At 65.0% G+C, this 22662-nt stretch carries 25 protein-coding genes; 12 read left to right on the forward strand and 13 right to left on the reverse strand.

Features of this window, described 5'->3' with window-relative positions; all coding sequences use genetic code 11:
• Window positions 1-27 precede the first annotated feature (27 nt).
• Together IDT60_RS13010 and IDT60_RS13015 are read left to right on the forward strand one after the other, a co-directional pair.
• Window positions 28-1014, forward strand: a complete 987-nt coding sequence (locus IDT60_RS13010; protein ID WP_191079366.1) for a carbohydrate ABC transporter permease — start codon at window positions 28-30, stop codon at window positions 1012-1014.
• Window positions 1015-1094: 80 nt separating this feature from the next.
• Window positions 1095-1928, forward strand: coding sequence for a carbohydrate ABC transporter permease (locus tag IDT60_RS13015; protein WP_223883981.1), 834 nt, complete (start codon window positions 1095-1097; stop codon window positions 1926-1928).
• A gap of 101 nt (window positions 1929-2029) precedes the next feature.
• Here the strand turns inward: IDT60_RS13015 and IDT60_RS13020 are convergent, their stop codons facing one another.
• On the reverse strand, window positions 2030-2953 hold the full coding sequence (locus IDT60_RS13020) for a general stress protein (RefSeq protein ID WP_223883715.1): 924 nt from the start codon (window positions 2951-2953) through the stop codon (window positions 2030-2032).
• Window positions 2954-3030: 77 nt separating this feature from the next.
• Here IDT60_RS13020 and IDT60_RS13025 point away from each other — a divergent pair, with 77 nt between their 5' ends.
• Genes IDT60_RS13025 through IDT60_RS13035 form a run of 3 tightly spaced genes read left to right on the forward strand, consistent with a single transcriptional unit; the run spans window position 3031 to window position 6219 of the window.
• Complete coding sequence (locus IDT60_RS13025) at window positions 3031-4314, forward strand: magnesium transporter MgtE N-terminal domain-containing protein (protein WP_164198766.1); 1284 nt, start codon at window positions 3031-3033, stop codon at window positions 4312-4314.
• The gene (locus tag IDT60_RS13030; protein WP_370590689.1) at window positions 4307-5080 is read left to right on the forward strand and encodes a DUF1003 domain-containing protein; all 774 of its coding nucleotides are present in this window, start codon (window positions 4307-4309) and stop codon (window positions 5078-5080) included. Before IDT60_RS13025 ends, IDT60_RS13030 begins: the two co-directional genes overlap by 8 nt.
• Before the next feature lie 11 nt (window positions 5081-5091).
• Entirely contained in the window at window positions 5092-6219 is a 1128-nt protein-coding gene (locus IDT60_RS13035) for an Mrp/NBP35 family ATP-binding protein (RefSeq protein WP_164198765.1), read from the forward strand.
• A gap of 25 nt (window positions 6220-6244) precedes the next feature.
• Here IDT60_RS13035 and IDT60_RS13040 read toward each other — a convergent pair whose 3' ends face one another.
• From IDT60_RS13040 to sigE, 3 genes are all read right to left on the reverse strand, one after another.
• Window positions 6245-6655: a Sec-independent protein translocase TatB gene (locus IDT60_RS13040; RefSeq protein ID WP_191079368.1), complete on the reverse strand. Its 411-nt coding sequence runs from the start codon at window positions 6653-6655 to the stop codon at window positions 6245-6247.
• Between the two features lie 69 nt (window positions 6656-6724).
• Window positions 6725-7564 carry an anti-sigma factor gene (locus IDT60_RS13045; RefSeq protein ID WP_191079369.1) on the reverse strand — a complete coding sequence of 280 codons (840 nt, stop codon included), beginning with the start codon at window positions 7562-7564 and terminating at the stop codon, window positions 6725-6727.
• Window positions 7565-7572: 8 nt separating this feature from the next.
• Window positions 7573-8187 carry an RNA polymerase sigma factor SigE gene (gene sigE, locus IDT60_RS13050; RefSeq protein WP_191079370.1) on the reverse strand — a complete coding sequence of 205 codons (615 nt, stop codon included), beginning with the start codon at window positions 8185-8187 and terminating at the stop codon, window positions 7573-7575.
• 230 nt (window positions 8188-8417) lie between these two features.
• Between sigE and IDT60_RS13055 the strand changes: the two genes are divergently transcribed.
• Window positions 8418-9050 (forward strand): O-methyltransferase, encoded by a 633-nt coding sequence (locus IDT60_RS13055; protein ID WP_164198762.1) that lies wholly within the window; start codon window positions 8418-8420, stop codon window positions 9048-9050.
• Between the two features lie 78 nt (window positions 9051-9128).
• On the opposite strand, the gene IDT60_RS13060 is transcribed toward IDT60_RS13055, so the two are convergent.
• From IDT60_RS13060 to IDT60_RS13075, 4 genes are all read right to left on the reverse strand, one after another.
• Window positions 9129-9296, reverse strand: a complete 168-nt coding sequence (locus IDT60_RS13060) for a DUF3117 domain-containing protein (RefSeq protein WP_009357720.1) — start codon at window positions 9294-9296, stop codon at window positions 9129-9131.
• A 234-nt stretch (window positions 9297-9530) separates the two neighbouring features.
• Entirely contained in the window at window positions 9531-10778 is a 1248-nt protein-coding gene (locus IDT60_RS13065; protein WP_370590690.1) for a hypothetical protein, read from the reverse strand.
• Window positions 10775-11188: a DivIVA domain-containing protein gene (locus IDT60_RS13070; RefSeq protein WP_164198761.1), complete on the reverse strand. Its 414-nt coding sequence runs from the start codon at window positions 11186-11188 to the stop codon at window positions 10775-10777. The genes IDT60_RS13065 and IDT60_RS13070 overlap by 4 nt, the downstream gene beginning before the upstream one ends.
• A 23-nt stretch (window positions 11189-11211) precedes the next feature.
• Complete coding sequence (locus IDT60_RS13075) at window positions 11212-11994, reverse strand: TIGR00730 family Rossman fold protein (protein WP_191079371.1); 783 nt, start codon at window positions 11992-11994, stop codon at window positions 11212-11214.
• A 115-nt stretch (window positions 11995-12109) separates the two neighbouring features.
• Here IDT60_RS13075 and IDT60_RS13080 point away from each other — a divergent pair, with 115 nt between their 5' ends.
• The 4 genes from IDT60_RS13080 (at window position 12110) to IDT60_RS13095 (ending at window position 15437) form a co-directional block, all read left to right on the forward strand.
• Entirely contained in the window at window positions 12110-12865 is a 756-nt protein-coding gene (locus IDT60_RS13080; RefSeq protein ID WP_164198759.1) for an amino acid ABC transporter ATP-binding protein, read from the forward strand.
• 72 nt (window positions 12866-12937) lie between these two features.
• On the forward strand, window positions 12938-13825 hold the full coding sequence (locus IDT60_RS13085; protein WP_191079372.1) for a glutamate ABC transporter substrate-binding protein: 888 nt from the start codon (window positions 12938-12940) through the stop codon (window positions 13823-13825).
• A gap of 107 nt (window positions 13826-13932) precedes the next feature.
• The gene (locus IDT60_RS13090; RefSeq protein WP_164198757.1) at window positions 13933-14583 is read left to right on the forward strand and encodes an amino acid ABC transporter permease; all 651 of its coding nucleotides are present in this window, start codon (window positions 13933-13935) and stop codon (window positions 14581-14583) included.
• On the forward strand, window positions 14580-15437 hold the full coding sequence (locus tag IDT60_RS13095) for an amino acid ABC transporter permease (protein ID WP_164198756.1): 858 nt from the start codon (window positions 14580-14582) through the stop codon (window positions 15435-15437). Before IDT60_RS13090 ends, IDT60_RS13095 begins: the two co-directional genes overlap by 4 nt.
• A gap of 75 nt (window positions 15438-15512) precedes the next feature.
• On the opposite strand, the gene IDT60_RS13100 is transcribed toward IDT60_RS13095, so the two are convergent.
• The 3 genes from IDT60_RS13100 to dapE all read right to left on the reverse strand — a co-directional run bounded on the left by IDT60_RS13100 (window position 15513) and on the right by dapE (window position 19321).
• Complete coding sequence (locus tag IDT60_RS13100; RefSeq protein WP_191079373.1) at window positions 15513-16556, reverse strand: L-idonate 5-dehydrogenase; 1044 nt, start codon at window positions 16554-16556, stop codon at window positions 15513-15515.
• Window positions 16557-16587: 31 nt separating this feature from the next.
• Window positions 16588-17994, reverse strand: coding sequence for an Nramp family divalent metal transporter (locus tag IDT60_RS13105; RefSeq protein ID WP_191079374.1), 1407 nt, complete (start codon window positions 17992-17994; stop codon window positions 16588-16590).
• A gap of 190 nt (window positions 17995-18184) precedes the next feature.
• Window positions 18185-19321, reverse strand: coding sequence for a succinyl-diaminopimelate desuccinylase (gene dapE, locus IDT60_RS13110; RefSeq protein ID WP_191079375.1), 1137 nt, complete (start codon window positions 19319-19321; stop codon window positions 18185-18187).
• A gap of 51 nt (window positions 19322-19372) precedes the next feature.
• Between dapE and dapD the strand changes: the two genes are divergently transcribed.
• Complete coding sequence (gene dapD / locus IDT60_RS13115) at window positions 19373-20401, forward strand: 2,3,4,5-tetrahydropyridine-2,6-dicarboxylate N-succinyltransferase (protein WP_191079376.1); 1029 nt, start codon at window positions 19373-19375, stop codon at window positions 20399-20401.
• A 46-nt stretch (window positions 20402-20447) separates the two neighbouring features.
• The gene (locus IDT60_RS13120; protein ID WP_191081948.1) at window positions 20448-21266 is read left to right on the forward strand and encodes a hypothetical protein; all 819 of its coding nucleotides are present in this window, start codon (window positions 20448-20450) and stop codon (window positions 21264-21266) included.
• Window positions 21267-21298: 32 nt separating this feature from the next.
• Here IDT60_RS13120 and IDT60_RS13125 read toward each other — a convergent pair whose 3' ends face one another.
• Window positions 21299-21910 carry a hypothetical protein gene (locus tag IDT60_RS13125; protein WP_191079377.1) on the reverse strand — a complete coding sequence of 204 codons (612 nt, stop codon included), beginning with the start codon at window positions 21908-21910 and terminating at the stop codon, window positions 21299-21301.
• A 93-nt stretch (window positions 21911-22003) separates the two neighbouring features.
• Complete coding sequence (locus IDT60_RS13130) at window positions 22004-22615, reverse strand: TetR/AcrR family transcriptional regulator (RefSeq protein ID WP_191079378.1); 612 nt, start codon at window positions 22613-22615, stop codon at window positions 22004-22006.
• Window positions 22616-22662 lie beyond the last annotated feature (47 nt).

Below are 22662 nucleotides of genomic sequence, written 5' to 3' on the forward strand. Positions count from 1 at the left end.
CCGGACACCTGCGGAAGGTTACCGAACATGGCTAGCAGCGTGACAGAGCCCCGGCCGTCGGACAGCAGTCCGGCGGCCGGGGCGGCCGCCGCCCCCGGCGGTCCCACCCCCGGCGGGAAGCGCCGGAAGGCGCTCAGCGAAAAGAACAGGCCACTGTGGCTGCTGATTCCCGGCGGGCTGCTGATGACGGTCGTCATCCTCATCCCGCTGGCCATGGGTATCTGGATGTCACTGATCGACCTCGATCAGTACACCCTGCGCCGGTGGGTCAGTGCCGAATTCATCGGTGTCCAGAACTACATCGAAGCGGCGCTGAGCAGCGACCTGCTCCGCTCCATTTGGCTCTCCGTGTCCTTCGCGGTGATCTCCACCCTGGTCACCGTCCCCCTGGGCGTGGCCGCCGCCGTAGTCACCCAGAACGCCTACCGCGGCCGGGCACTGGTGCGTTCGGTCTTCCTGATTCCCTACGTCCTGCCGTCCTTCGTGGTGGCCAGCGTGTGGCGAACGATGCTGCAGCCGGACGGCATCGTGAATGTGACGCTTACCAACATCGGCATGGATGGCGGTCTGTGGCTCAACGGTCCGAACGCGTACTGGACGCTGGTTTGGGTCGAAATCTGGGCGGCCTGGCCGTTCATTTACCTGCTGGCGCTGTCCGGACTGCAGGCGGTCGACCACGAGGTCCACGAGGCGTCCGCGCTCGACGGCGCATTGTGGTGGAACAAGCTGCGGTACGTGATCTTCCCCTACCTAAAGGGGCCCGTCTCGCTCGCCTTCCTGCTTGCAACCCTGAACCACATCAACAACTTCACCCTCCCCTACGTGCTGTTTGGGGCGCCGGCCCCATCAGATGTGAACGTGCTGCCCATCCTGGTCTATGTCACCAGCTTCCAGAGCTTCCGCTTTGGCCTCAGTGCAGCCATGGCGGTGGTCTCGCTCATTCTGATTGCCATTCCGCTCTTCATCTACCTGCGCGCAGTCCGGCTTGATGTGCACGAGGGAGGAAAGAAATGACCGTCGACGCAGCAAACCCGATCGAGCGGCAGTCAAAACAGCCCGTCCGGCGCCATGCGGCCCTGGAGGTCACCCGCCTCATGCCAAGGCCGCTGCTGGCTGTCATCACCGTCCTGCTCTGCGCCCTGGTTCTGATTCCCATCCTGTACATCTTCCTGGCCTCGCTGAACACGGACGTGGGGGTAGCCAGCGGGGAGTTCTGGCCGAGCAGTTTCTCTCTGGACAGCTACAACAAGATCTGGGATTCGGTGGGCCTGGCGAAAGCCATTGGGAACAGCCTGATCGTTTCCGGTGCTACAGCTGCGGTCTCCGCCCTGATGGCCATCGGCACGGCGTATGTGCTGGTCCGATTTGAGTTCCGGGGCCGGCTGACCGTGCTCCGCGGCCTGCTGGGGCTCCAGTCCATCCCCGGAACGCTGATGCTGCTCCCCGTGTTTGTCCTGTTCTCCTCCGCCGGAACCTACCTGGGTGTGACCGTCATCGGAACCCTGTGGGGCCTGTTCATCGCCTACCTGACGTTCGCCCTGCCGTTCTCAACCTGGGTGATGGTGACCTATCTGCGCGGCCTGCCGCGCGAACTCGAGGAGGCGGCTCGCATTGATGGCGCTTCCAACCTCGGGATCCTCTTCAGGATCATCATTCCGCTCAGCTGGCCCGGAATTATCGTGTCGGCAATCTTCGCGTTCCTGCTCGGCTGGAACGACGTCCTGTTCGCGTCGGTCTTCACCCGGCCGGACACGCACACCGCAGCAGTGGCCCTGCAGGTCTTCGCTTCAGCCGTCGAGGGCGGGGCGATCCCCGTCTATTCACAGATGATGGCGGCGTCGCTCGTGTGCGCCGTACCCGTGGTGGTGCTCTACTTCATGTTCCAGAAGTACCTTGTAGGCGGCCTGACAGCCGGCAGCGTGAAATAGCGGGAGCGACTGCTCCAGGCAAAAAGAACTCCGCCCGGACCCGGTGATCGCCGGGTCCAGGCGGAGTTCATTTGTGTGCCGTTCGTTCTCCGCGTTGCCCCTTACGGCGCGGAGTCCCCGTTGTCCTTTGAGGAATCAGGGTGGGCCTGGGGCTGTCCGTCGGCCTGCCGGGCCGAAGCGGACTGGCCTGCTGCCGGCTGATCGGTCACGCGGACACCATACTGGGGGCGGCCGTCCGGTAGATCCGGATAACGGACCGCTGCCACGGGGGCCTTGGCGGGCTGGGCCGCGCCCTCTGTCTGCGCGCCCTGCGCCGGTTCCGCCGGGTTTACAGCGCTTTGCCCCTGGTCGCCGGGAGCGGGTGTCCCCGCGCCCTGCTGACCGTAGGGGTCGTTCCAACCCGCGGGCCGGGCTGGTGCTTGGCCTGGCTGGCCATACTGGCCCTGCTGGTTGCCCGGCTGGCCGTACTGCGGGCCCTGGTAGCCCTGCGCGCTGTAAGGAGCGGCGGCCGCATCCGAACGGGTCATGGGCAGCTGCTGCAGCAGGCGCCGCGCCTCGTGGGCTGCCTCAGCCGACACCACAACGTCGTAGTTGGTGGCAACCACCTGGCTGGTGGAGGTGAAGTCACGCTTTCCACGCTGCATGGCATAGGTGACAATGCCGAAGAGCATAAAGAAGGCAGCACCCATCAGTACCGAAGCCAGGATGGAAAAGTAGCCGGGCGACGGCGCAAAGAAGGACAGCATGACGCCGACGAACAGACCGAACCACATGCCGCTGAGCGCGCCGGACAGCGCCACCCGCGGGTAGCTGAGGCGGCCGGTCACCCGCTCCACCATTTTGAGTTCGTTGCCCACGATGGACACCATCTGGACCGGGAACTGCTGGTCTGCGAGGTAGTCCACCGCCTTCTGGGCATCCAAGTAGGAGGTGTACGAGCCGACGGTGTCACCGGAAGGGACCGCGCGGGCGTCGTCCGGTCCGGCGGGGCCACCGGCCTTGGGAGCACCAAAAATGTTTGACATACACCCATTCTTGCCCATCTGTATGTGTGCCGCCTGCAAATTCAGCTAAAAGAGAGCAGACTCGGTAGCCTGTAGGCGTGAGCACAAATCTTTCGCGCGTCTTTGTGGCCCGCCTTCTGGGTCTTGATGTCTTCGACCCCTTGGGTGACCGCCTGGGACGGTTGCGCGATGTTGTGGTCCTCTCCCGCGGCAGCCGGGGCGCGCCGCACGTGGTGGGTATCGTCGTCGAAGTTCCGGGCAAGAAGCGCGTCTTCGTCCCCATGACGCGCATTACCTCGATCGACCAGACGCAGATCATCTGCACCGGGCTGGTCAACCTTCGGCGCTTTGAGCAGCGCGGCGCGGAGACTCTGGTCGTTGCGGAAATGTTCGACCGGCGGGTCACGCTGCGGGACGGCAGCGGCGACGCCACCATTGAGGACATCGCCATGGACCAGCACCGCTCCCGCGACTGGTTCGTCAGCAAGCTGTTTGTCCGGCGGGGCCACTCGCTCTCGCCGCTCAGCCGGCTGAGGCGCAACGAGACCATGATCATCGACTGGGCCGACGCCCTCCAGGGCGCCCGCACCGAGCCACAGGCTGCTACGCAGTTCGTGGCCAACCACGAGGACCTCAAGCCCGCGGACTTTGCCGAAGCGCTGCAGGAGATGAGCGACAAGCGCCGGTTCGAGGTGGCCAGCGAACTCCAGGATGAGCGGCTCGCCGACGTCCTGCAGGAGATGCCCGAGGACGACCAGGTGGAGATCCTTTCCGCCCTTGACGTCCAGCGCGCGGCTGACGTCCTGGAAGAGATGGATCCGGACGACGCCGCCGACCTCCTTGGCGAGCTTCCTTCCGCCCAGGCTGAGCAGCTGCTGCAGCTGATGGAACCCGAAGGCGCCGAAGACGTCCGGCGTCTGCTCGAATACGACGAAGACACTGCCGGTGGCCTGATGACACCGGTTCCGGTCATCCTGCCGCCCGAGGCAACCGTTGCCGAGGCCCTCGCGCATGTCCGTCGCGAGGAGCTCTCCCCCGCCCTCGCATCGTCCATCTTCATCACCCGGCCGCCGCTCGAAACCCCCACCGGACGTTTCCTGGGCGTAGTCCACATCCAGCAGCTCCTGCGCTTTCCGCCCTTCGAACCGTTGGGCAACCTGGTGGACAAGAACCTTGAGCCGGTGTCGGACCAGGCCCACATCAGTGAGGTCGCAAGGACCCTGGCGACGTATAACCTGAACTCCCTCCCCGTGGTCAATGACGACGGCCGCCTTGTGGGGGCGGTGACTGTTGATGACGTTTTGGATCATCTGTTGCCGGATGACTGGCGCGCCTATGATGGCGAAGCCCCGATAAGAAAACTGGGAGGCCGTATTGGCTGACACCGGCGCCCCAAAGAACTCCGGCGGCCAGCGCGGCCAGGGGAAAGCACCAGCCAAAGGTGGCCTGGACACGCCGCTGAGCGGCCGCCAGCGCATCCTGCCCAAGTTCTCACCCAATCCGGATGCCTTCGGCCATGCCACCGAAGGCTTCGCCCGGTTTATGGGCACGCCGCAATTCCTCGTCTATATGACGGTGTTTGTGGTGGTCTGGCTTGTCTGGAACACGTGGGCCCCGTTGGAGTGGCAGTTCGACTCCCGCGCGCTGGGCTATACCCTGCTGACCCTGATGCTCTCGCTGCAGGCTTCCTATGCCGCCCCGCTGCTGCTGCTGGCCCAAAACCGGCAGGATGACCGCGACCGGGTATCACTCCAGCAGGACCGGCAGCGGGCCGAGCGGAACCTTTCCGACACCGAGTACCTCACCCGGGAGCTTGCATCGCTGCGGATTGCGCTGCGCGAAGTGGCCACCCGCGATTACGTCCGGGCGGAACTTCGCTCACTCCTTGAGGACATGCTGGAAGCGCAGGAGGAACTGCGCACCCATGACCCCGCAGGAACGGGGAGCCACGAGTCGCCGCGGGACAAGGTCAAGGAGAAGTTGAAGGAAAAGCGCGACAAACAGCGGAACCCGCGCACGCAGCAGATGCCGAGGGTCAAACCAAGCCATGTCGCCACCGGCCCCTCCGCTGCCGGGCCCGCCACCGGCGCGGCTGAGGCAAAAGACACCGCTGCCGGCCCCAAGCACACCCCTACCCCCGAAAGCTGAGCCCTGCCCGAATGAGCGCCACCCTGGAGCAGGCAGTCCACGCTGCGCTGGCTACCGTGATCGATCCCGAGCTTCGCCGTCCCATTACGGAACTGGGCATGGTGGAGTCCGTGGATATCTCCGACGATGGCAGCGTCCGGCTGGCTGTCCTGCTGACCATCGCCGGCTGTCCGCTGCGGGACACCATCACGGCTGACTCCGAAAAGGCCCTCTCCGCGGTTCCCGGCGTGACCGCCGTCGAGGTCGAATTGAAGGTGATGAACCAGGCACAGCGGGACGCCCTGAAGGAGCAGTTGCGCGGCGCCGGCGGCCAGCGCGGCATTCCCTTTAATGAGCCGGGCTCGTTGACCAAGGTCTTTGCTGTGGCCAGCGGGAAGGGCGGCGTGGGCAAATCCTCGGTCACCGTGAACCTGGCCTGTGCCCTCGCAGCCCAGGGCCTCCGGGTTGGAATTGTGGATGCCGATGTCTACGGCTTCTCGGTTCCGGGCCTGATGGGCATCACCCAGGCGCCTACCCGGGTGGACGACATGATCCTGCCCCCGGTGGCCTATGGCGTCAAGGTGATCTCCATCGGCATGTTCGTCGCAGGCAACCAGCCTGTCGCCTGGCGCGGCCCGATGCTTCACCGCGCCCTGGAGCAGTTCCTGACCGACGTGTACTTCGGCGACCTCGATGCCCTCTTCCTTGACCTGCCGCCCGGCACCGGGGACATTGCCATCTCTGTTGCTCAGCTGCTGCCCAAAGCCGAGATCCTGGTGGTCACCACGCCACAGGCCGCGGCCGCCGACGTGGCCGAGCGGGCCGGTGCCATCGCCACCCAGACGGGGCAGTCGGTGGCCGGCATCATCGAGAACATGTCCTACCTGGAGATGCCCGACGGCGGGAGGATGGAACTGTTCGGCAGCGGCGGCGGGGCGGTTCTCGCCGAAAGGCTCACCGCAACAGTAGGTGCCGACGTTCCGCTGCTGGGGCAGATTCCGCTGGACATCCTGCTGCGGGAGGGCGGCGACGCCGGCTCGCCGATTGTGCTGAGCCGGCCGGAGACTCCGGCGGCCATGGCCTTGAACGGAATAGCGGGGAAGCTGGCCGCCAAACCCCGTGGCCTGACGGGACTGAAGCTGGGGCTCCAGCCCCGCTGACGCCCTTGGGTGAGGCGGTTGGGGCTTACGTGGCTTCGGTGTCGAACGGGGCGGCAGTGCCCGGCGGCAGCGTCTGTACCACGCGCGCGGGCCGGGAGGTCACTGCCGGTGCGGCTGCAGCCGCGGCAGCGCCGGAAACGGCAGCTACAGCCGCAGGGGCCCCGCTGCTGACAGGTTTGGTGTCATCGTCCAGCAGCGCTTCCTTGATGATGCGCCGCGGATCATACTGGCGGGGATCGTACTTCTTCCAGTCGACATCGTCGATGTCAATGCCGACTTCTTCCTTGATCTGCTCCCGCGCGCCGGATGCCATCCGGCGGACTTCCTTAACCAGGTTCGCAAGTTTCTGGGTGTATTCGGGCAGCCGTTGGGGACCGATCACCAGGATGCCGATGATCAGGAGCAGGAAGAACTCAGGGCCGTTGATTCCAAACACTTTAGGAAGATTACCCTCTCCGAAGCGTCTCTGACGATTCGTGCCCGCCCGGTCCGGAACGTGCCCCGGTCACCGCGTCAGCAACTCCCCGATTTTACGGATTCCGCGCTCCAGCCGGGCGGCCGGCGAATCATCTTGCACCGTATCCGGCACGGCGTCCGGGGACGTGCCGGCATCGATCCCTTCGACGGCAACAGCACTGAGCCGCTGGAGCACCGGAAGGGCGTCGTCGGCCACCTCGGCAGGAAGATCGGACTCGAGCGTGAACCTTCCTGCCGCCGTTTCATACGTGGCCGTCCAGGGAGCCTGCTTGCTGACCACCAGGCTCCCGACGTTTCCAGCAGGGTCCACGGGATGCTGTTCCACGACTGTGGCGTAGTGCTGTCCGTCTGAAAGGTGCAGTTCAACCGCAGGCATGCCGTTGACGGTAATGGCATTCGCGCTCCGTACGTGGAAGCCGAGGCTCTCAAGCTCCGGGCAGACCCACCCCTCGGAGCGAAGTGCGGACAATTGCGGGGCGGTGAGCTCCCTCCCGTCAGCGGGCACCTGGGCGGCCTGCTGCAACAGGTTCCCGTTCAAGGCAGGTCCCGCCAACGGAAGGCTGTCCCCCGCCAGCGCGAAGGCGCCCACGGCAAGGAGACCCGCGGCGGCGGCTGTCCCGCCGGCCGTCAGTGCCAGGACGCGCACTGCTGAGGGCTGGCCGGGCGACGGCGACGGCGTGGCCGCGAGGAGTTCTGTCCTGGCCAGCAGGCGGGCTGTGAGGTCATCGCTGGCTGGCGGAACGGAAGCTTCGCGGAGCCGCCGGATGTACTGGCGTTCACGCTGGACGGCGGCCGCGCACTCTCCGCAGCTCTGTAGATGCCCGGCACCGCGGTGATGGCGGCGGCCGAAGGGGTTCTGGAGCGTCATGGTGCCGATCAGAGAATGCTGGCGATGCGCGGCAGTGACAGCTTGGGCTTCCGGCCCTGCTGCGGCCGGGGATCACGATGGGCCAGCTTTTCACGCAGCATGGTCCGCCCGCGGTGGATCCGCGACCGCACCGTCCCGAGTTTTACCCCAAGGGCGGCGGCGACCTCGTCATAGGAAAGGCCCTCCAGGTCACACAGCACGACGGCGGCGCGGAAGTCCGGCGGCAATTCCTCCAGGGCTGCCTGGACGTCAAGGTCGAGGTTGTTGAGCTCGAAGCTCTGCTCCGGCCCTGGTTCCCGTCCCGGGATCCGGGATTCTGCGTCTTCCGCCAGAGCGTCGAACCTGATGCGGCTCTTCCGGCGCGCCTGATCGAGGAACAGGTTGGTGGTGATGCGGTGCAGCCAGCCGTCGAGTGTTCCCGGCTTGAAGTTTTCCAGCGAACGGAAGACGCGCACGAAGACCTCCTGCGTGAGATCCTCGGCGTCGAACTTGTTCCCGGTCAGGCGGTAGGCAAGCCGGTATACCTTGGCGGAGTGGTTGGCCACCACTTCCTCCCAGGTCGGCCTGACCCATACAGCGGCAGAAAGGTCGGTTGCAGGGACAGGTGCCGCATCTGCTGACATCGTCCACTCCCATCGTGGATTACTATCGCCCGGATACTGTTGACATCTCTGGTTCGGCGCCGATCACCTCACGGATGAGCGGATCTCCATCATTTCAAAGTTCGCTGGGAATTTCCTGATCGGCTGGGGTCTTCAGCCGAAGGCGCAACGGATTCCTTCCGCTGCTGGCAGCCACGGACGCAGTACGCTGTACTAGACACTCCCCCTGCCGCCCAGAAAGCGAATCCCCCATGAGCGCCGACAAGTCCACGAGCTGGTCCTACGCAGAAGATCTGCCCGCCGAGGATGAGGTCATGCTGCGGGCCAGGGAGCGCTCCTTCGAGTTGGGCGTGACGCCGATCGGCGCAGGCGTGGGAGCCGTCCTGACGGTCCTGGCTGCAGGCTCCAAGGCCCAGACGGCCGTCGAAATCGGAACCGGCGCGGGCGTTTCGGGTGTGTGCATCCTGCGGGGATTAGGCCCGCAGGCGGTGCTGACCACCATCGACGTTGACGTGGAGCACCTGAAAGCCGCGCGCGAGGCATTTTCGGAGGCCGGCAGCCCGGCCAACCGCACGCGGACCATCTCGGGCCGTGCCGGCGACGTCCTGCCGCGCCTGACCGACGCCGCCTATGATCTGGTGTTTATCGACGCCGACAAGCCCGGCTTGCCCGGCTACGTGGAGCAGGCTGTCCGGCTCCTGAAGACCGGCGGGCTGCTGATCATCAACGACGCCCTGGACAAGGACCGGGTTGCCAACCCTGCTGCCAGGGACGCCAACACGGTGGTCCTGCGCCAGGTCGGCAGGGCGATTCGCGACGACGAACGGCTGGCTTCCGCGATGCTGCCCACCGGCGACGGCCTGCTGCTGGCGGTCAAGAAATAGCGGCAGTCACGACATAGAAAAGGGTCCGCAGCCAATCGGCTGCGGACCCTCGCCCAGCGAAGTTATTCGGCCACCAAATTACTCGGTAACGCCGACGAGGCATTCCTTAAGATTGGCCGCCTCCGCCGCGTTAAGTTCCACCACAAGGCGTCCGCCGCCTTCGAGCGGAACGCGCATAATCAGGCTGCGGCCCTCCTTGGTAACTTCCATAGGGCCGTCGCCGGTGCGAGGTTTCATAGCCGCCATGAGGAATTTCCCCTCCAATTAGTCCCAGAACATATCAGCCCGGACGGGCTGTATCCGCGTAGTCAAATCAAGCCGCCATGGCGGCCCGTACTGATGCCGCCATGCGTGAACATTTCTGAATCCTGTTGTCCTTGCTTACTCCCTATTATCCTGTAATTACCCGCACGTAGCTAATCGATGGACATTTACGGCCACGTCGGATTGTCGGATTTGTCAGACCGGCCCCGCCAGTGATCAGGGCGGATAATCTCCGCCGCCCGGAAGCTGGGCCCACGCCCACAGCCAGACGATCCATACGATCTGGAGCAGGAAAAACATGGTCAGGACGGTGCCGCGGTAAGCCCGTGACCGGGACAGCAGCGCCGCGGCGAGGGCCAGCGGAAACAGCGGAAGCAGCATCCGGAAGGTGCTGGTCTGCGGGTGCAGGAAAAGAAGCAGATACGCCATGTAGCAGGCACACCACAGGCGGAGCTCAGCACCCAGGCGCATCACTGGCCGGGAGAAAAGCAGGAGCGCAAAGAGCCCTGCAAAGACGAACGGCGCCAGCACCCCAAGGACGGGACCGAAAAGGTCCACGCCCGTATCGAACCAGGGTTTGAAGAGCACGAGGTCGTGGCCCCGCCACACAGTCTCCGTTTTGGTGTAGGCAGCAATGTCTCCTGTGGCGGCCCAGGCCGCTGCCGGCCAGACCAGGGCTGAGGCACCGCACACGGCGGTGAGTCCCGCAAGGGAAACGAGTCCCCGCGGGCTGTGGGAGCCCTCCGGCCCCTTACGGAAACGTTCCACCGTGCGCGCGAGGAAGAGCAGTCCCAGCATGGCCGCAAATGGAACCCCCACCGGGCGGGAGAGGCACAGGAGCACCACCACCGGCATGGCCAACAGGTAGTTCCGGCGGATGACCAGCATGAGTGCGGTGGCCAGCAGGAAGAGGGTCAGGGGTTCGGCGTAGGGGACCTGGAGAATGGCGGAGGCGGGAAAAGTCGCGAAGAACGCCGTCCCCCATAACGCTGCGCTGTGTGAAGCCTTGTGCCTGAAAAGGCAGTACACGGCAAGGGAGGCGCCCAGCCCGGAGAGCATTGCCACCACTGTGAGCGCCGCCGCCGGGCTTGCCCCGGTCAGTCCGGCGAGCGCCCTGCCAAGGGCCGGAAACAGCGGGTAGAAGGCCCATTCATTTTCCAGCACATTGCCCGCGGCGTCCGTCGGCAGCGGGGCCGGGTACCCTTCGGTGATGATCCGCGCATACCAGCGCGCATCCCAGATGTTGATGAAATTCCAGTAATCGGGCTTGGGAGGAAACCAGGGATTGGGTCCCTGGTGGAGGGCCGCCGCCATGAAGATGCACGCGGTGACCAGCCTGGCAGCGACGTACAGGACTGCCACCTGCAGCCACCACGGCCAGCGCCGGACCGCACCCGCGGCTCGCACCCCGAGTGCGGTGATTGACGCCGTCGGGCCCGTCCGGTCCCCTGTGTCAGTACTCAAGCGCCTGCCTCCGGCCGGGCTGCCCGCTCAGCCCCGTCCAGACGCGCCCGGAGCTGCGCCAGTTCCGCATCCTTGGCGGCGAGCTGGTCGCGAAGTTCGTCGAGGACCTGGTCCACCTGATCCATGCGATAACCACGGAGACCGAGGGAGAACCTGACATGGTCTATGTCCGCCGGGGCGGGGTTGGCGGGCAGCAGCACAGGCGGCAGGTTGGCCGGGGGCTGGGTGAAACCGCCGTACAGCAGCCCCGTCCCGGGCGGCTGATGGCCGGCCGGGTCCGCGCCCGGATCAGGTTCGGAGCTGCGGCGGACGCCGCGCAGGATGCCCCGACGTCCGCCGACGCCTGCCCAGAGGGTGGCACCGATCAGCAACACGGCGAGGAAGACCAGGAAAAAACTCACAGCACCCATCGTGCCAGATGTGGACGCACCGGCTATTCGGGCCGCTGCTCCCCGTTGGTGGAGGGGACCGGGGCTGTTCCCAGCACACGCTCCACCGCTTCGGCGGGATCGTCCACCACCTGGATAAGGTCCAGGTCCTTTTCCGAAACCATGCCCTCGGCCACCAGGGTGCCCCGGATCCATTCGATCATCGGACCCCAGAAGTCGACGCCGAGGAGCACGATGGGGAACGAGGTTACCTTCCGCGTCTGGACCAGGACCATTGCTTCGAACAGTTCGTCGAGCGTCCCGAGGCCGCCGGGGAGGACGATGAAGCCTTGGGCATATTTGACGAACATGGTCTTCCGGGCGAAAAAGTAGCGGAAGTTGATGCCGAGGTCCACCCACTGGTTCAGGCCCTGCTCAAAGGGCAGTTCGATGCCCAGGCCAACGGAGACGCCGTTCCCTTCAACAGTGCCGCGGTTGGCAGCCTCCATGGAACCGGGACCGCCGCCGGTAATGACGGCCACGCCGGCTGCCGCCAGATGGCGGCCCACGGCCATGCCCATTTCGTAGTACTGGCTGCCCGGTTTTGTCCGCGCTGACCCGAATACGCTAACGGCCGGTCCCAGATCGGCGAGGGCACCGAACCCTTCCACAAACTCGCTCTGGATCCGGAGGACACGCCAGGGATCCGAATGGACGAACTGCCCGGCTCCCTTGGTATCAAGCAGATGCTGATCGGACATCTCGACGGCTGCCTGCTTACGGCGAAGTTCGAGGGGCCCCTTACGGCGCGGCTGGGAAGTTTTGGCCGGTTCTGCGTTGATGCTCATCCCCCAAGGCTAATGCCACGCTGCCGCGCCGGTGGCAGGTATCTCTTGAATCACGATCCGCGGCAACATGGGGTGATTCCCGTCATATGCGGTCTTTGTTCGCTAGATTCTTCTTATGACTACTCATGTGCCCGGCGACGCGCTCGTCTCCCTGAATGGTGTGAATAAGCATTATGGTCAGCTGCACGTTCTGAAGGACATTAATCTTCAGGTCAAGAAGGGCGAAGTGGTTGTTGTCATCGGCCCCTCAGGCTCGGGCAAGTCCACGCTGTGCCGTGCCATCAACCGCCTGGAAACCATCGAGGCCGGCACCATCAGCATTGATGGCAAGGTGCTGCCGGAGGAAGGCAAGGAGCTCGCGCAGCTCCGCGCCGACGTCGGCATGGTGTTCCAGTCTTTCAACCTCTTCGCGCACAAGACCATCCTTGAGAACGTGACGCTTGGACCCATCAAGGTCAAAGGCGTAGCCAAGGCGCAGGCAGACAAGGAAGCCATGGCCCTGCTGGAGCGGGTAGGCGTGGGTCATCAGGCCCCCAAGCTCCCGGCCCAGCTCTCCGGCGGACAGCAGCAGCGTGTGGCCATCGCCCGCGCCCTGGCCATGAAGCCAAAGGTCATGCTTTTCGATGAGCCCACGTCTGCCCTCGACCCCGAGATGATCAACGAGGTCCTTGATGTCATGATCCAGCTGGCTAAGGAAGGCATGACCATGGTGGTGGTCACGCACGAGATGGGCTTCGCCCGGAAAGCCGCCGACCGGGTGGTCTTTATGGCCGACGGCCAAATCGTCGAAGACGCCAAGCCCGAGGAATTTTTTACCAACCCCAAGAGTGACCGTGCCAAGGACTTCCTCTCCAAGCTGCTCACGCACTGATTCCCCTTACCGAACACACACTCCAGTTCGCATCCTGGCCGTGCCCCACGGCCAATCAATGAAAGGAATGTCATGAAGGCATTTATGACCCGCCGGAAGTCGTTCTTCGTGGCGGCTACCGCCGCCCTTGCACTGTCCCTGAGCGCCTGTGGCGGCGGCACGCCGGGCGCCACCGACAACCCCACCGTGGCCGACAAACCAACGTTCGCCGCAGGCACCACCATGGAGAAGCTGGCCGCTGCCGGCACCATCAAAATTGGCACCAAGTACGATCAGCCGCTCTTCGGCCAGGTTGGCCTGGACGGCAAGCCGGTCGGCTTCGACGTCGAGATGGGCAAGCTCATCGCCGCCAAGCTTGGTATTGCAGCGGACAAGATCGAGTGGTCCGAAACGGTCTCCGCCAACCGCGAGCCCTTCATCGAGCAGGGCAAGGTTGACCTGGTGATCGCCACGTACACCATCAACGACAAGCGCAAGCAGGTTGTCAGCTTCGCCGGGCCGTACTACGAAGCCGGGCAGGCGCTGATGGTGAACAAGGACAACACCTCCATCACCAAGCCTGAAGACGTTGCGGGCAAGAAGGTCTGCTCCGTGACCGGCTCCACCCCGGCAGCCACCATCGTGGACAAGTACGGTGCGGAGCTTGTTCCGGCCGCCACCTACTCCGCGTGCCTTGAGCCGCTGCGCAACAAGCAGGTTGAAGCCATCACCACCGACAACGTGATCCTGGCCGGCTTTGTGGACAAGGAGCCGGAGGCCTTCAAGCTGGCCTCGGATGAAACCTTCACCAAGGAGCCCTACGGCATCGGCCTGAAGAAGGATGACACGGAATTCCGTAACTGGATCAACGACCAGCTCGAGGAATTCGCGAAGGACGGGTCCTACAAGAAGGCCTGGGAAGCCACTGCAGGTTCGGTCATCAAGACCGCCCCTGAGCTTCCCGCCATCAACCGCTACTAACTAACACCAGGTAGCAACGGCGGTTTCCGGGGACAAGGTGCACAGCGCCTCCCCCGGAAACCGCCAGCCTGTTTTTCGACCCTCTACGCCCAGAGCCGAAGGATCCTATGGAAGTCATTCTCGAAAACCTCCCGCTGTATTGGGAAGGCCTTCTCCGCACTCTTTTCCTGTCTGTCGTCTCCGGGATTATCGCCCTGATCGTCGGAACCCTTCTGGCCGCCGCCCGCGTCTCCCCCGTCGCGGCCCTGCGCGGGTTCAGCATGGTTTACGTGGAAGTCCTGCGGAACACGCCCCTGACCATCGCCTTCTTCTTCGCGGCTATCGTCCTGCCTCGGCTCGGCGTGACCTTCGAACAGTTCGAGGTCGCCGCCATCATCGCCCTCAGCGCGTATACCGCGGCCTTCATCGCAGAAGCTGTCCGCTCCGGTGTCAACAGCGTGCCGATCGGCCAGGCGGAAGCAGCGCGAAGCATTGGCATGAAGTTCGGCCAGGTGCTTTCACTCATTATCCTGCCGCAGGCCCTGCGGACGGTGATCCCGCCGCTGATCAACATCCTCATTGCCCTGGTAAAGAACTCCTCCGTCGCGGGCGCGTTCTTCGTCCTTGAGCTGTTCGGCTACGGCCGCCAGATGGCCAATGCCAACGGCGACCAGGTCATGGCCGTACTGCTGGGCGTGGCGTTCTTCTATCTGCTCCTCACCGTTCCGCTGGGCATCCTGGCCAGCACGGTGGAACGAAAGGTGGCGATTGCCCGATGACTTCAGTCCTCTACGACGTCCCGGGTCCCAAGGCCCGCCGGGTTTCGCTGATCGGTTCCATCATTGGCACGGTAGTGATCCTCGGCCTGTTGGTATTTATCATCATGACCCTCGCCCAGCAGGGCATCTTCGAAGGCCGCCGCTGGGCCATCTTCACCCGGGGCGATGTCTGGATGCTGCTCGGAAACGGCATCGGGGCGACCCTCAGCGCCGCCGCCATCGCTGCAGTGATTGCCTTTCCGCTCGGCCTGATGCTCTGCCTCCTGCGCATCTCCCTTGTGGCCTGGATCCGGATCCCCACCCGGGTGGTCCTCGAGTTCCTGCGCGGCATGCCCGTTGTCCTGATGATGCTCTTTGTCCTGCTGGTGTTCGGCACCAGCTCGTTCGTCGCGGTGATCGCCGGGCTGGTCCTGTACAACGCCGCCATCTTCGCGGAAATCATCCGCGCGGGCATCCAGTCGCTGCCGAAGGGACAACGTGAAGCCGGCCTGACCATCGGCCTGACCAGCTTCCAGTCCCGGATGCTGATCGAACTGCCGCAGGCTGTGCGCCGGATGATGCCGTCACTGGTTGCCCAGCTGGTGGTTCTCCTGAAGGACACCTCGCTGGGTTACATCGTGGCCTACGGTGAGCTGCTTCGCGCAGTCCAGGTGATGGCGGACTTCCTGGGGAACGCGTTCCTGTTCCCCATCTTCTTCGTCGCCGCCGCGATCTACATTGCGATCAACATCTGTGTTTCACGGATCGCGGTCTGGATCGAACGCCGCGGCTCCACGAAGGCTGCCGGCGGCGTGGCCAAGGCTCCAACCGCCGTCGTTGCACCGGAGCTGCCGGAAGTCCGGGAACCCAAGTAGCACTATCCAACACACAACAAAGGGTCCGCAGCCGCAAGGCTGCGGACCCCTTGTGGTTTCCCCGCAGGCCCGGCGTCAGCCGAGGCGGATCATGACCTTCGAGGATCCGGAAGTCCGGTCCGCAGCGATCTCAAAGCCAGCCAGCGCGTCCTTGAGCGATACCTCATGTGTCATCAGTGGGGAGACATCCACACCACCGGCCATGAGCTCCAGGGCAGCGGAGATTTCGTCGACAAACCGGTACGATCCCCGGTAGTCAATCTCCCGCGTCACGATATTGCCCAGGGCAGCGTTGACCTCGCCCGCAGGGAGGTTACCCACCTGGACCAGAACGCCGCCGCGCCGGACGGCAGCGATGACGCCGCCCAGCGCGCGTGGCGCTCCGGAGGCCTCGATGGCGACGTCGACGTCGGCCGGGAGGACACCGCCATCGGCCGGGTTCACTGTGGCGTCGGCACCCATCCGGCGGGCGATCCCCAGCGCAGCGGCGGACAGGTCCGAGGCCACCACGTGGGCAGCACCACCAGCTTTGGCCGCCGCAACGGCCAGGGCACCGATAGGTCCGCACCCGTTGACCAACACTGTCCTGCCGGTCACGTCACCGGCACGCGCCAGGGCGTGCAGTGCTACACCAAACGGCTCGGCGAGGGCTGCCTGCTTGAGGCTGACGCCGTCCGGAACTACGCGCAGTTGCCCGGGGCGAACGGCGCGGTAGCGACTGAATCCGCCCTGCTCGTGCGGCGCGAACGCGGCGGAGCCAAGGTAGCGGACCTCGGGCCAGAGGTTGCTTCGGTGGGCGGTTTCGGCCGGCACCTGGTGGTGGCCCACCAAAGTTGCCGGATGCACCGTTACCGGTGCGCCGATCCCGATCCCCTGGCGGGCCAGTTCCGACGCCGCTTCTGTTCCGATGGCGGCGATCCTGCCGGCTACCTCATGGCCCAGCACTAGCGGGTCGCGCAGAACCGCAGTGCCTGAGGCGCCGTGCCTCCAATACGCGATATCGGAGCCGCAGATACCGCCCCACTCCATCGCGACGAGAACCTCGCCGGGCCCGCAGACGGGCTCCCTGATTTCTTCGACCCTCAGGTCGTCCTTGCCGTGCACTACAACTGCCTGCATGCCTGTTGTCCTCCCTGCGCCTGCCGGCGAATCAGAATATGTTGACCAGGCCCATAACGCCGACGAAGAAGATGGCCGCTGCGCTGAGGATGAGCATGACAGTGAACGGCTTTCCGTCCTTTACCCGGGGATCGGTTTGGACGCGGGAGAGGTAGATCGTGGCCGCCGCGACGCCCATCAGGAAGACGGCGTTGAGGATACCTGCGAGGACCACGAGGGCAAGGGGCGAGGAAACAACAGTTCCGAAGAGTCCCCACACAACGGGCAGGACGATCATGATCACGCGCATCCAGCGGTCACGCTGTTTCTGGTTGCTCCAGTCAAAGGCACCGAACACAGCCAGGGTGTTGCCAACCTGACGGCCAAGGCTCGGCACATTGGCAACAATGGTTTTGAACAGTGCGATGCCGGCGCCGACCAGGAACACCACGGCGCCCCACTGGCCCACAGTACTGGAGAAAATACTGCCAATGGTGCTCATGACAGCATCGCCCTTGGGCACGATGCCCTGCGGGTGCAGGACAGCCGCGCCGAGCATGTAGAAGGCAGCAGTGGAGACCGTGTAGACAACCCAGGAAACCCAGGCGTCGAGCTTCATCACGGCAATCCAGCCACGGGCACGGTTGGCCCACGCCTCGGAGCCGTCATTCTTGCCGGACCAGGCGGCGTAGCCCTTTTCAACGCACCAGTATGTGTAGGCGGTGATTTCTCCGGCACCCACGCCGGTGAGGCCGAACATGGACAGCGCAATACCCATCGAACCCAAGGCGATCTGGAAACGCATGCCGTCGCCCAGGTCGGCCATGTTCCAGCTGAATTCGGTGCCCTGCAGGGAGAACAGCATAACCACTGCAAAGGCAGTAACGAGGAACACCAGCAAGGTTGAGACGCCCTCGACGACGGTGTACCTGTTGGTCAGGTGGATCGCGATTGCGATCACCACCAGGATGGCCACCCAGCATCCGATGGAGAGGAACGAGTAGGGCTCGCCTCCGATGGGCAGCAGCGAGGAGAATGCGAAGGCCGAAGCACTGATCACGCCTGCCTGGCTGGTAAGGAACTGAACGAACATCAGCAGCACCAGCCAAGCCATCCAGCCGCGCTTGGCGATCTTGGGCGGCACCTCGTTGTAGCCGGTCACGGCCACCTTGCCAGTGGAGATGGACCAGCGGCCCAACTCAATCTGAACCCAGACCTTGATGAACGTGGAGATGAGGACCAACCACAGCAGCATGAAGCCGGCCTGGGCTCCAAGCGCGGTTGCCGTGAGGAGTTCACCGGAGCCCACCACAGCAGCCGATGTGATCATTCCGGGTCCGAGGAATTTGAAGCGGCCCCGCCATGTTGTGGGAGGCTCCTGGATATCCTTTGGATCCAGCGCGTACGGATCGGCGATCTCGCTGGTGGCGTGGGCCGGGCCGGAAGTTGTTATTGACATACGGGTCCTATGAAACGAGCCGGCTGCACCAGCCGGAAGTGGACGGCTCACCGCAGCAGAGAAGTGCCGGAGGTGGGCACCTCGTCGATGAGGAGCCCTTAAGCCTTCGTTAGTGTAATAGGACCTTTGGCAACTTTGACAACCGATTGCCACAACGTGTTGAGATTGCCGTGCCCGGAGGGCCCCCGGGTCAGGCGGCGAGCCAGCTCCGCAGGGCCCGCAGGCACTCCCGGATGGCGTCGGCGTCAACGTGTTCTTCGTCCTTGTGCGCCAGCAGCGGATCACCGGGGCCGAAGTTCACCGCCGGGATTCCCAGTTCGCTGAACCGCGCGACGTCGGTCCAGCCGTATTTCGGTTTGGGCTCGGCTCCCACGGCGGCCACGAAGGACGCGGCCGCGGGGTGGGTGAGTCCCGGGCGCGCGCCGGCCGCAGCATCCGTGCGGACGACATCAAAGCCTTCGAGCAGTTCCCGGACGTGGGCTTCGGCCTGGTCCGGGGACTTGTCCGGCGCGAAACGGTAGTTGATCTCCACCACGCAGCGGTCCGGTATGACGTTGCCGGCCGTGCCTCCATTGATCTTTACCGCGTTGAGGCTCTCCCGGTAATCGAGGCCGTCCACGTTGACGGTCCGGGGTTCGTAGGCCGCCAGCCTGGCCAGGATGGGTGCGGCGGCGTGGATGGCGTTGCTGCCCATCCACGCCCGGGCGGAATGTGCGGCCTCCCCCACGGTGGTGGCTTCGAAGCGGCTGGTGCCGTTGCAGCCGCCTTCAACGGTGCCGTGCGTCGGTTCCAGGAGAATGGCGAAGTCGCCGTCCAGCAGGTGGCCGTGGTTGCGGACCAGGCGGCCCAGCCCGCTCTTCACGGCCTCCACTTCCTCATGGTCATAAAACACGAAGGTGACGTCCCGCACCGGCGACGCGCCGTCGTCGAACATTGTGGCCGCCAGCGCGAGCTGGACTGCGACGCCGCCCTTCATGTCCGTGGCGCCGCGCCCATAGAGGACACCCTCCCCCGGCGTGCCGGACGCCCAGGTGGAAGGTACGGTGCCGCGTGCGCCTTCAGTTACGGGCAGCGGGACCGTGTCCAGGTGCCCCGCGAGGATGACGCGTTCCGCCCGCCCCAGCTCGGTGCGCGCGATGATGGAATCGCCGTCGCGGACCACCCGGAGCTGCGGGATGGCCCGAAGGGCAGCGTCAACGGCGTCCGCCAGCTCCGTCTCGTTCCCGGACACACTGTTGATGTCCATCAGCGCGGCGGTCAGCATGGCAACGTCCTGGCGCAGGTTCAACGTCGCAGCGGTTGGTTCAGGGGCGGTCTCGGCAGTCACGTTGCCAGTCTAGTTCGAACCCTGCGCCCGGCTCTCGCTAGACTGGAGGGCATGACTGAGACCGCTACTTCCGCCGTGCCCGAAGACCAGAACACAACCTCCGAAGACCGCTCCGCCTACGGCTTCGGCCTGGCCACCATCGCCGCTGCCGGAGGAGAAGGCACCGTCCTGGACGTCTGGTTCCCGGCACCGGCCCTGGGCATCGCGGCCGAAAGCCTGCGGGCCGTGGAGAACGCGGACGCAACGCTCCTCCAGCTCGCCGAAGAGGGCACCGACGCGGACCGCGGCACCGAGCAGAAGGTGGTCTTCGTCCAGATCAACCTCGACGAAGCCCCGGCAGACACCGCCGACGCCTACCTTCGCCTGCACCTCCTCTCCCACCGCCTGGCGCGGCCCAACACCATTAACCTGGACGGCATCTTCGGCAAGCTCCCCAACGTGGTCTGGACCAACTTCGGCCCTGCCGCTGTTGAAGGCTTCGAACTGACGCGCGCCAGGCTGCGCCGCCGCGGCGCCGTCACCGTTTACGGGATCGACAAGTTCCCCCGCATGGTGGACTACGTTGTGCCCTCCGGCGTCCGGATTGCCGACGCCGACCGCGTCCGGCTGGGTGCCCACCTCGCCGAAGGCACCACCGTGATGCACGAAGGTTTTGTGAACTTCAATGCCGGCACCCTGGGCACCTCCATGGTGGAAGGCCGCATCTCCGCCGGCGTCGTCACCGGCGACGGCAGCGATGTGGGCGGCGGCGCCTCCATCATGGGCACCTTGTCCGGAGGCGGCAAGGAGCGCATCGCCGTGGGTGAGCGGGTCCTGCTCGGCGCCAACTCCGGCGTCGGGATCAGCATTGGGGATGACTCCGTGGTCGAGGCCGGCCTTTACGTCACCGCCGGCACGCGCGTGCGGGTTCCCGGTCCCAAGGACGAGGTAGGCGAGGACACCACCAAAATCGTCAAGGCAGCAGAACTGTCCGGTGTGCCTAACCTCCTCTTCCGCCGCAATTCCACCACGGGAGCCGTCGAAGCCCTGCCCCGCAAGGGCCAGACCGTGGAACTCAACGACGCCCTCCACGCCAACTAGCCCGTTGGCAGCACGTGGACGTGGTTTCCGGCGCGCCACCGTGCTCCTGCTTACCCTGGCTCTTTTGGCCGGCGCCGTTTATACGGTGATGGCGTTTGTGCAGCGCTCCGAAACCCTCGTGACGGAGCGCTGCACAGCCGACGTCGGGACGCAGCACGCGGAGCTTGCAACGGACCAGGCGGCTAACGCGTCGCTGATCACGGCGGTGGCCGTTCAGCGCGGGCTTCCGCCGCGGGCCGCCAGCATCGCCCTCGCGACGGCCATGCAGGAATCCAAGCTGCGCAACATAGACCATGGAGACCTGGCCGGGCCGGATTCCCGTGGACTGTTCCAGCAGCGCCCGTCGCAGGGGTGGGGAACCACGGAACAGGTCATGGATCCGTACTACGCTGCCAACGCCTTTTACGATGCCCTGGTCAAGATTCCCGGCTATGAGACCCTGGAGATCACCGACGCCGCCCAGCGCGTTCAGCGCTCGGCGTTCCCCACCGCCTACGCCCAGCACGAGGTGATGGGCCGCGCGTTCGCTTCCGCATTGTCCGGGCAGACGCCGGAAGCAATGCAGTGCACACTGCGCGCACCGCAGGAAGCGGGCCAGGCCGGTACTGTCGGGGCGGGACTGGCCCAGGCCTACGGAGCGCTGGGGACTTTCCCGGACGGCGACTCGCTGGTTGTTGAAGCCGGCGGCAGCCAGGCCTGGTCCGTGGCGCACTGGGCCGTTGCCAACGCCAAGGATCTGGCCGTGATGCAGGTGGACGTTGCCGGCCGGAGCTGGCTCCGGGAGGACCAGGCTGGGTGGCAGGCGTCGGACGCGCCGGAGGGCCAGGTCCGGATCACCCTGGCGCCTGGGGGCACCGGGGACTGACCGGCGTCCCGGCGCGTTGTCCGGCAGACGCCTCAGGCGAGGATTTCCACCACAGGCTGGACGTAGCTGCGGAAGAGTTCCGGCTGGGACATCAGGTTGTGGCTCATGATGATCTTGTCCGGCTCCAGGTACCACGCCCGCTGTTCATTCAGCGGCAGTTCAATGATGGTCAGGCTGAAGTCCCGTGCCTCCCGGCCAATCTCCATCAGCCGGTCGTCCACCAGGTCGCCCAACAGCTGGTCCGAGCCGCTCGCGATGCGTTCAGCCTCCAGCCGCGCGTATTCGCTGCGGCGCTCCCGTGCCCACGTCAGGGCGGAACCGAAGTGCGCCTGCAGGACGCGCTGGAGGGCCGGGGAATTGCCGAAGGCTTCAAAGTCCGGCGGGGACAGCTCCGGTGACGTCTGGGGATGCGCCTTGAGCAGCTGTTCCCACCAGGCCTCCCATTCGGTTTTTAGTGCGCTGACTCCGCCGACGTCGGCAGTGAGGTGTGAATGGTCGGCCTGGCGGACCTTGGGCGCGGCATGCGAAAGTGCTGGGTGGCCCGCGCCGTCGAGACCTGCCGCGTCGCGGACGAACAGCGCGATCATCAGGGGTCCGGACGTGTCCGTGGTGATCTGCCAGCCGGAGCCACCTGTGTTGTGCATTCCATCTCCTCCTGTGGCCTGCCTGGGCCGGCTTGGTTGGCCGGTCCGATCCCCCGGTTCCCAGTCTATTCCCGTTGCCAGCGGACGGTAATGTCAGGCGGCAAGGCTCCTGAGGTGCCGGTCCAGCACATCATGGCACATCTGAGCGGTCATCCATTCAGGCTGCAGAAGTGCGTGCATGCAGAGTCCGTCCAGCGTCGCCAGCAGCCGCTCTGCTTCGACCGTCAGCGACTGCTGCCCGTCGCCGTCGTCCCTCACCAGAGCCGTAATAACCTGTCCGACGACGGCGGCCACCTCGCGGTGGCTGCGGTCGGCTTCGGCCGCGAGGAAGGGCCGGATCCTGGCGGCGTTCTTGAAGGCCATCCAGACACACGCATCCACGGCGCGCTCTTCGTCCAGCGGCAGGAATTCACCCAGGAGAGTTAAAACAGCGTTGTGCCGGGCGTCCGATCCCGTTTCGCTCGCCGCCATCTCCGGCAGGGCTGCGGTGAGCCGTGCCAGGATCCGGTCCACGACGGCGGCGAAGGAAAACCTGAGCAGCTCGTCACTGCCGGCAAAGTAGTGCCGGACGGAACCGACGGCCAGCCCGGCCTCATCGGCCACCTCGCGCAGGGACGCCCGTTCCAGCCCGTCCACGGCAATGATCCGGAAGACAGCATCAACAATCTCGGCACGGCGGGCTACGGCATCAACAATTTTGGGCACCCTTATTATTTAGCACACCCGTGCTGGAATCTATCCATCGGCGGAAT

It is taken from the genome of Pseudarthrobacter sp. BIM B-2242 (assembly GCF_014764445.1).
Classification (GTDB): Bacteria; Actinomycetota; Actinomycetes; order Actinomycetales; family Micrococcaceae; genus Arthrobacter; species Arthrobacter luteus_A.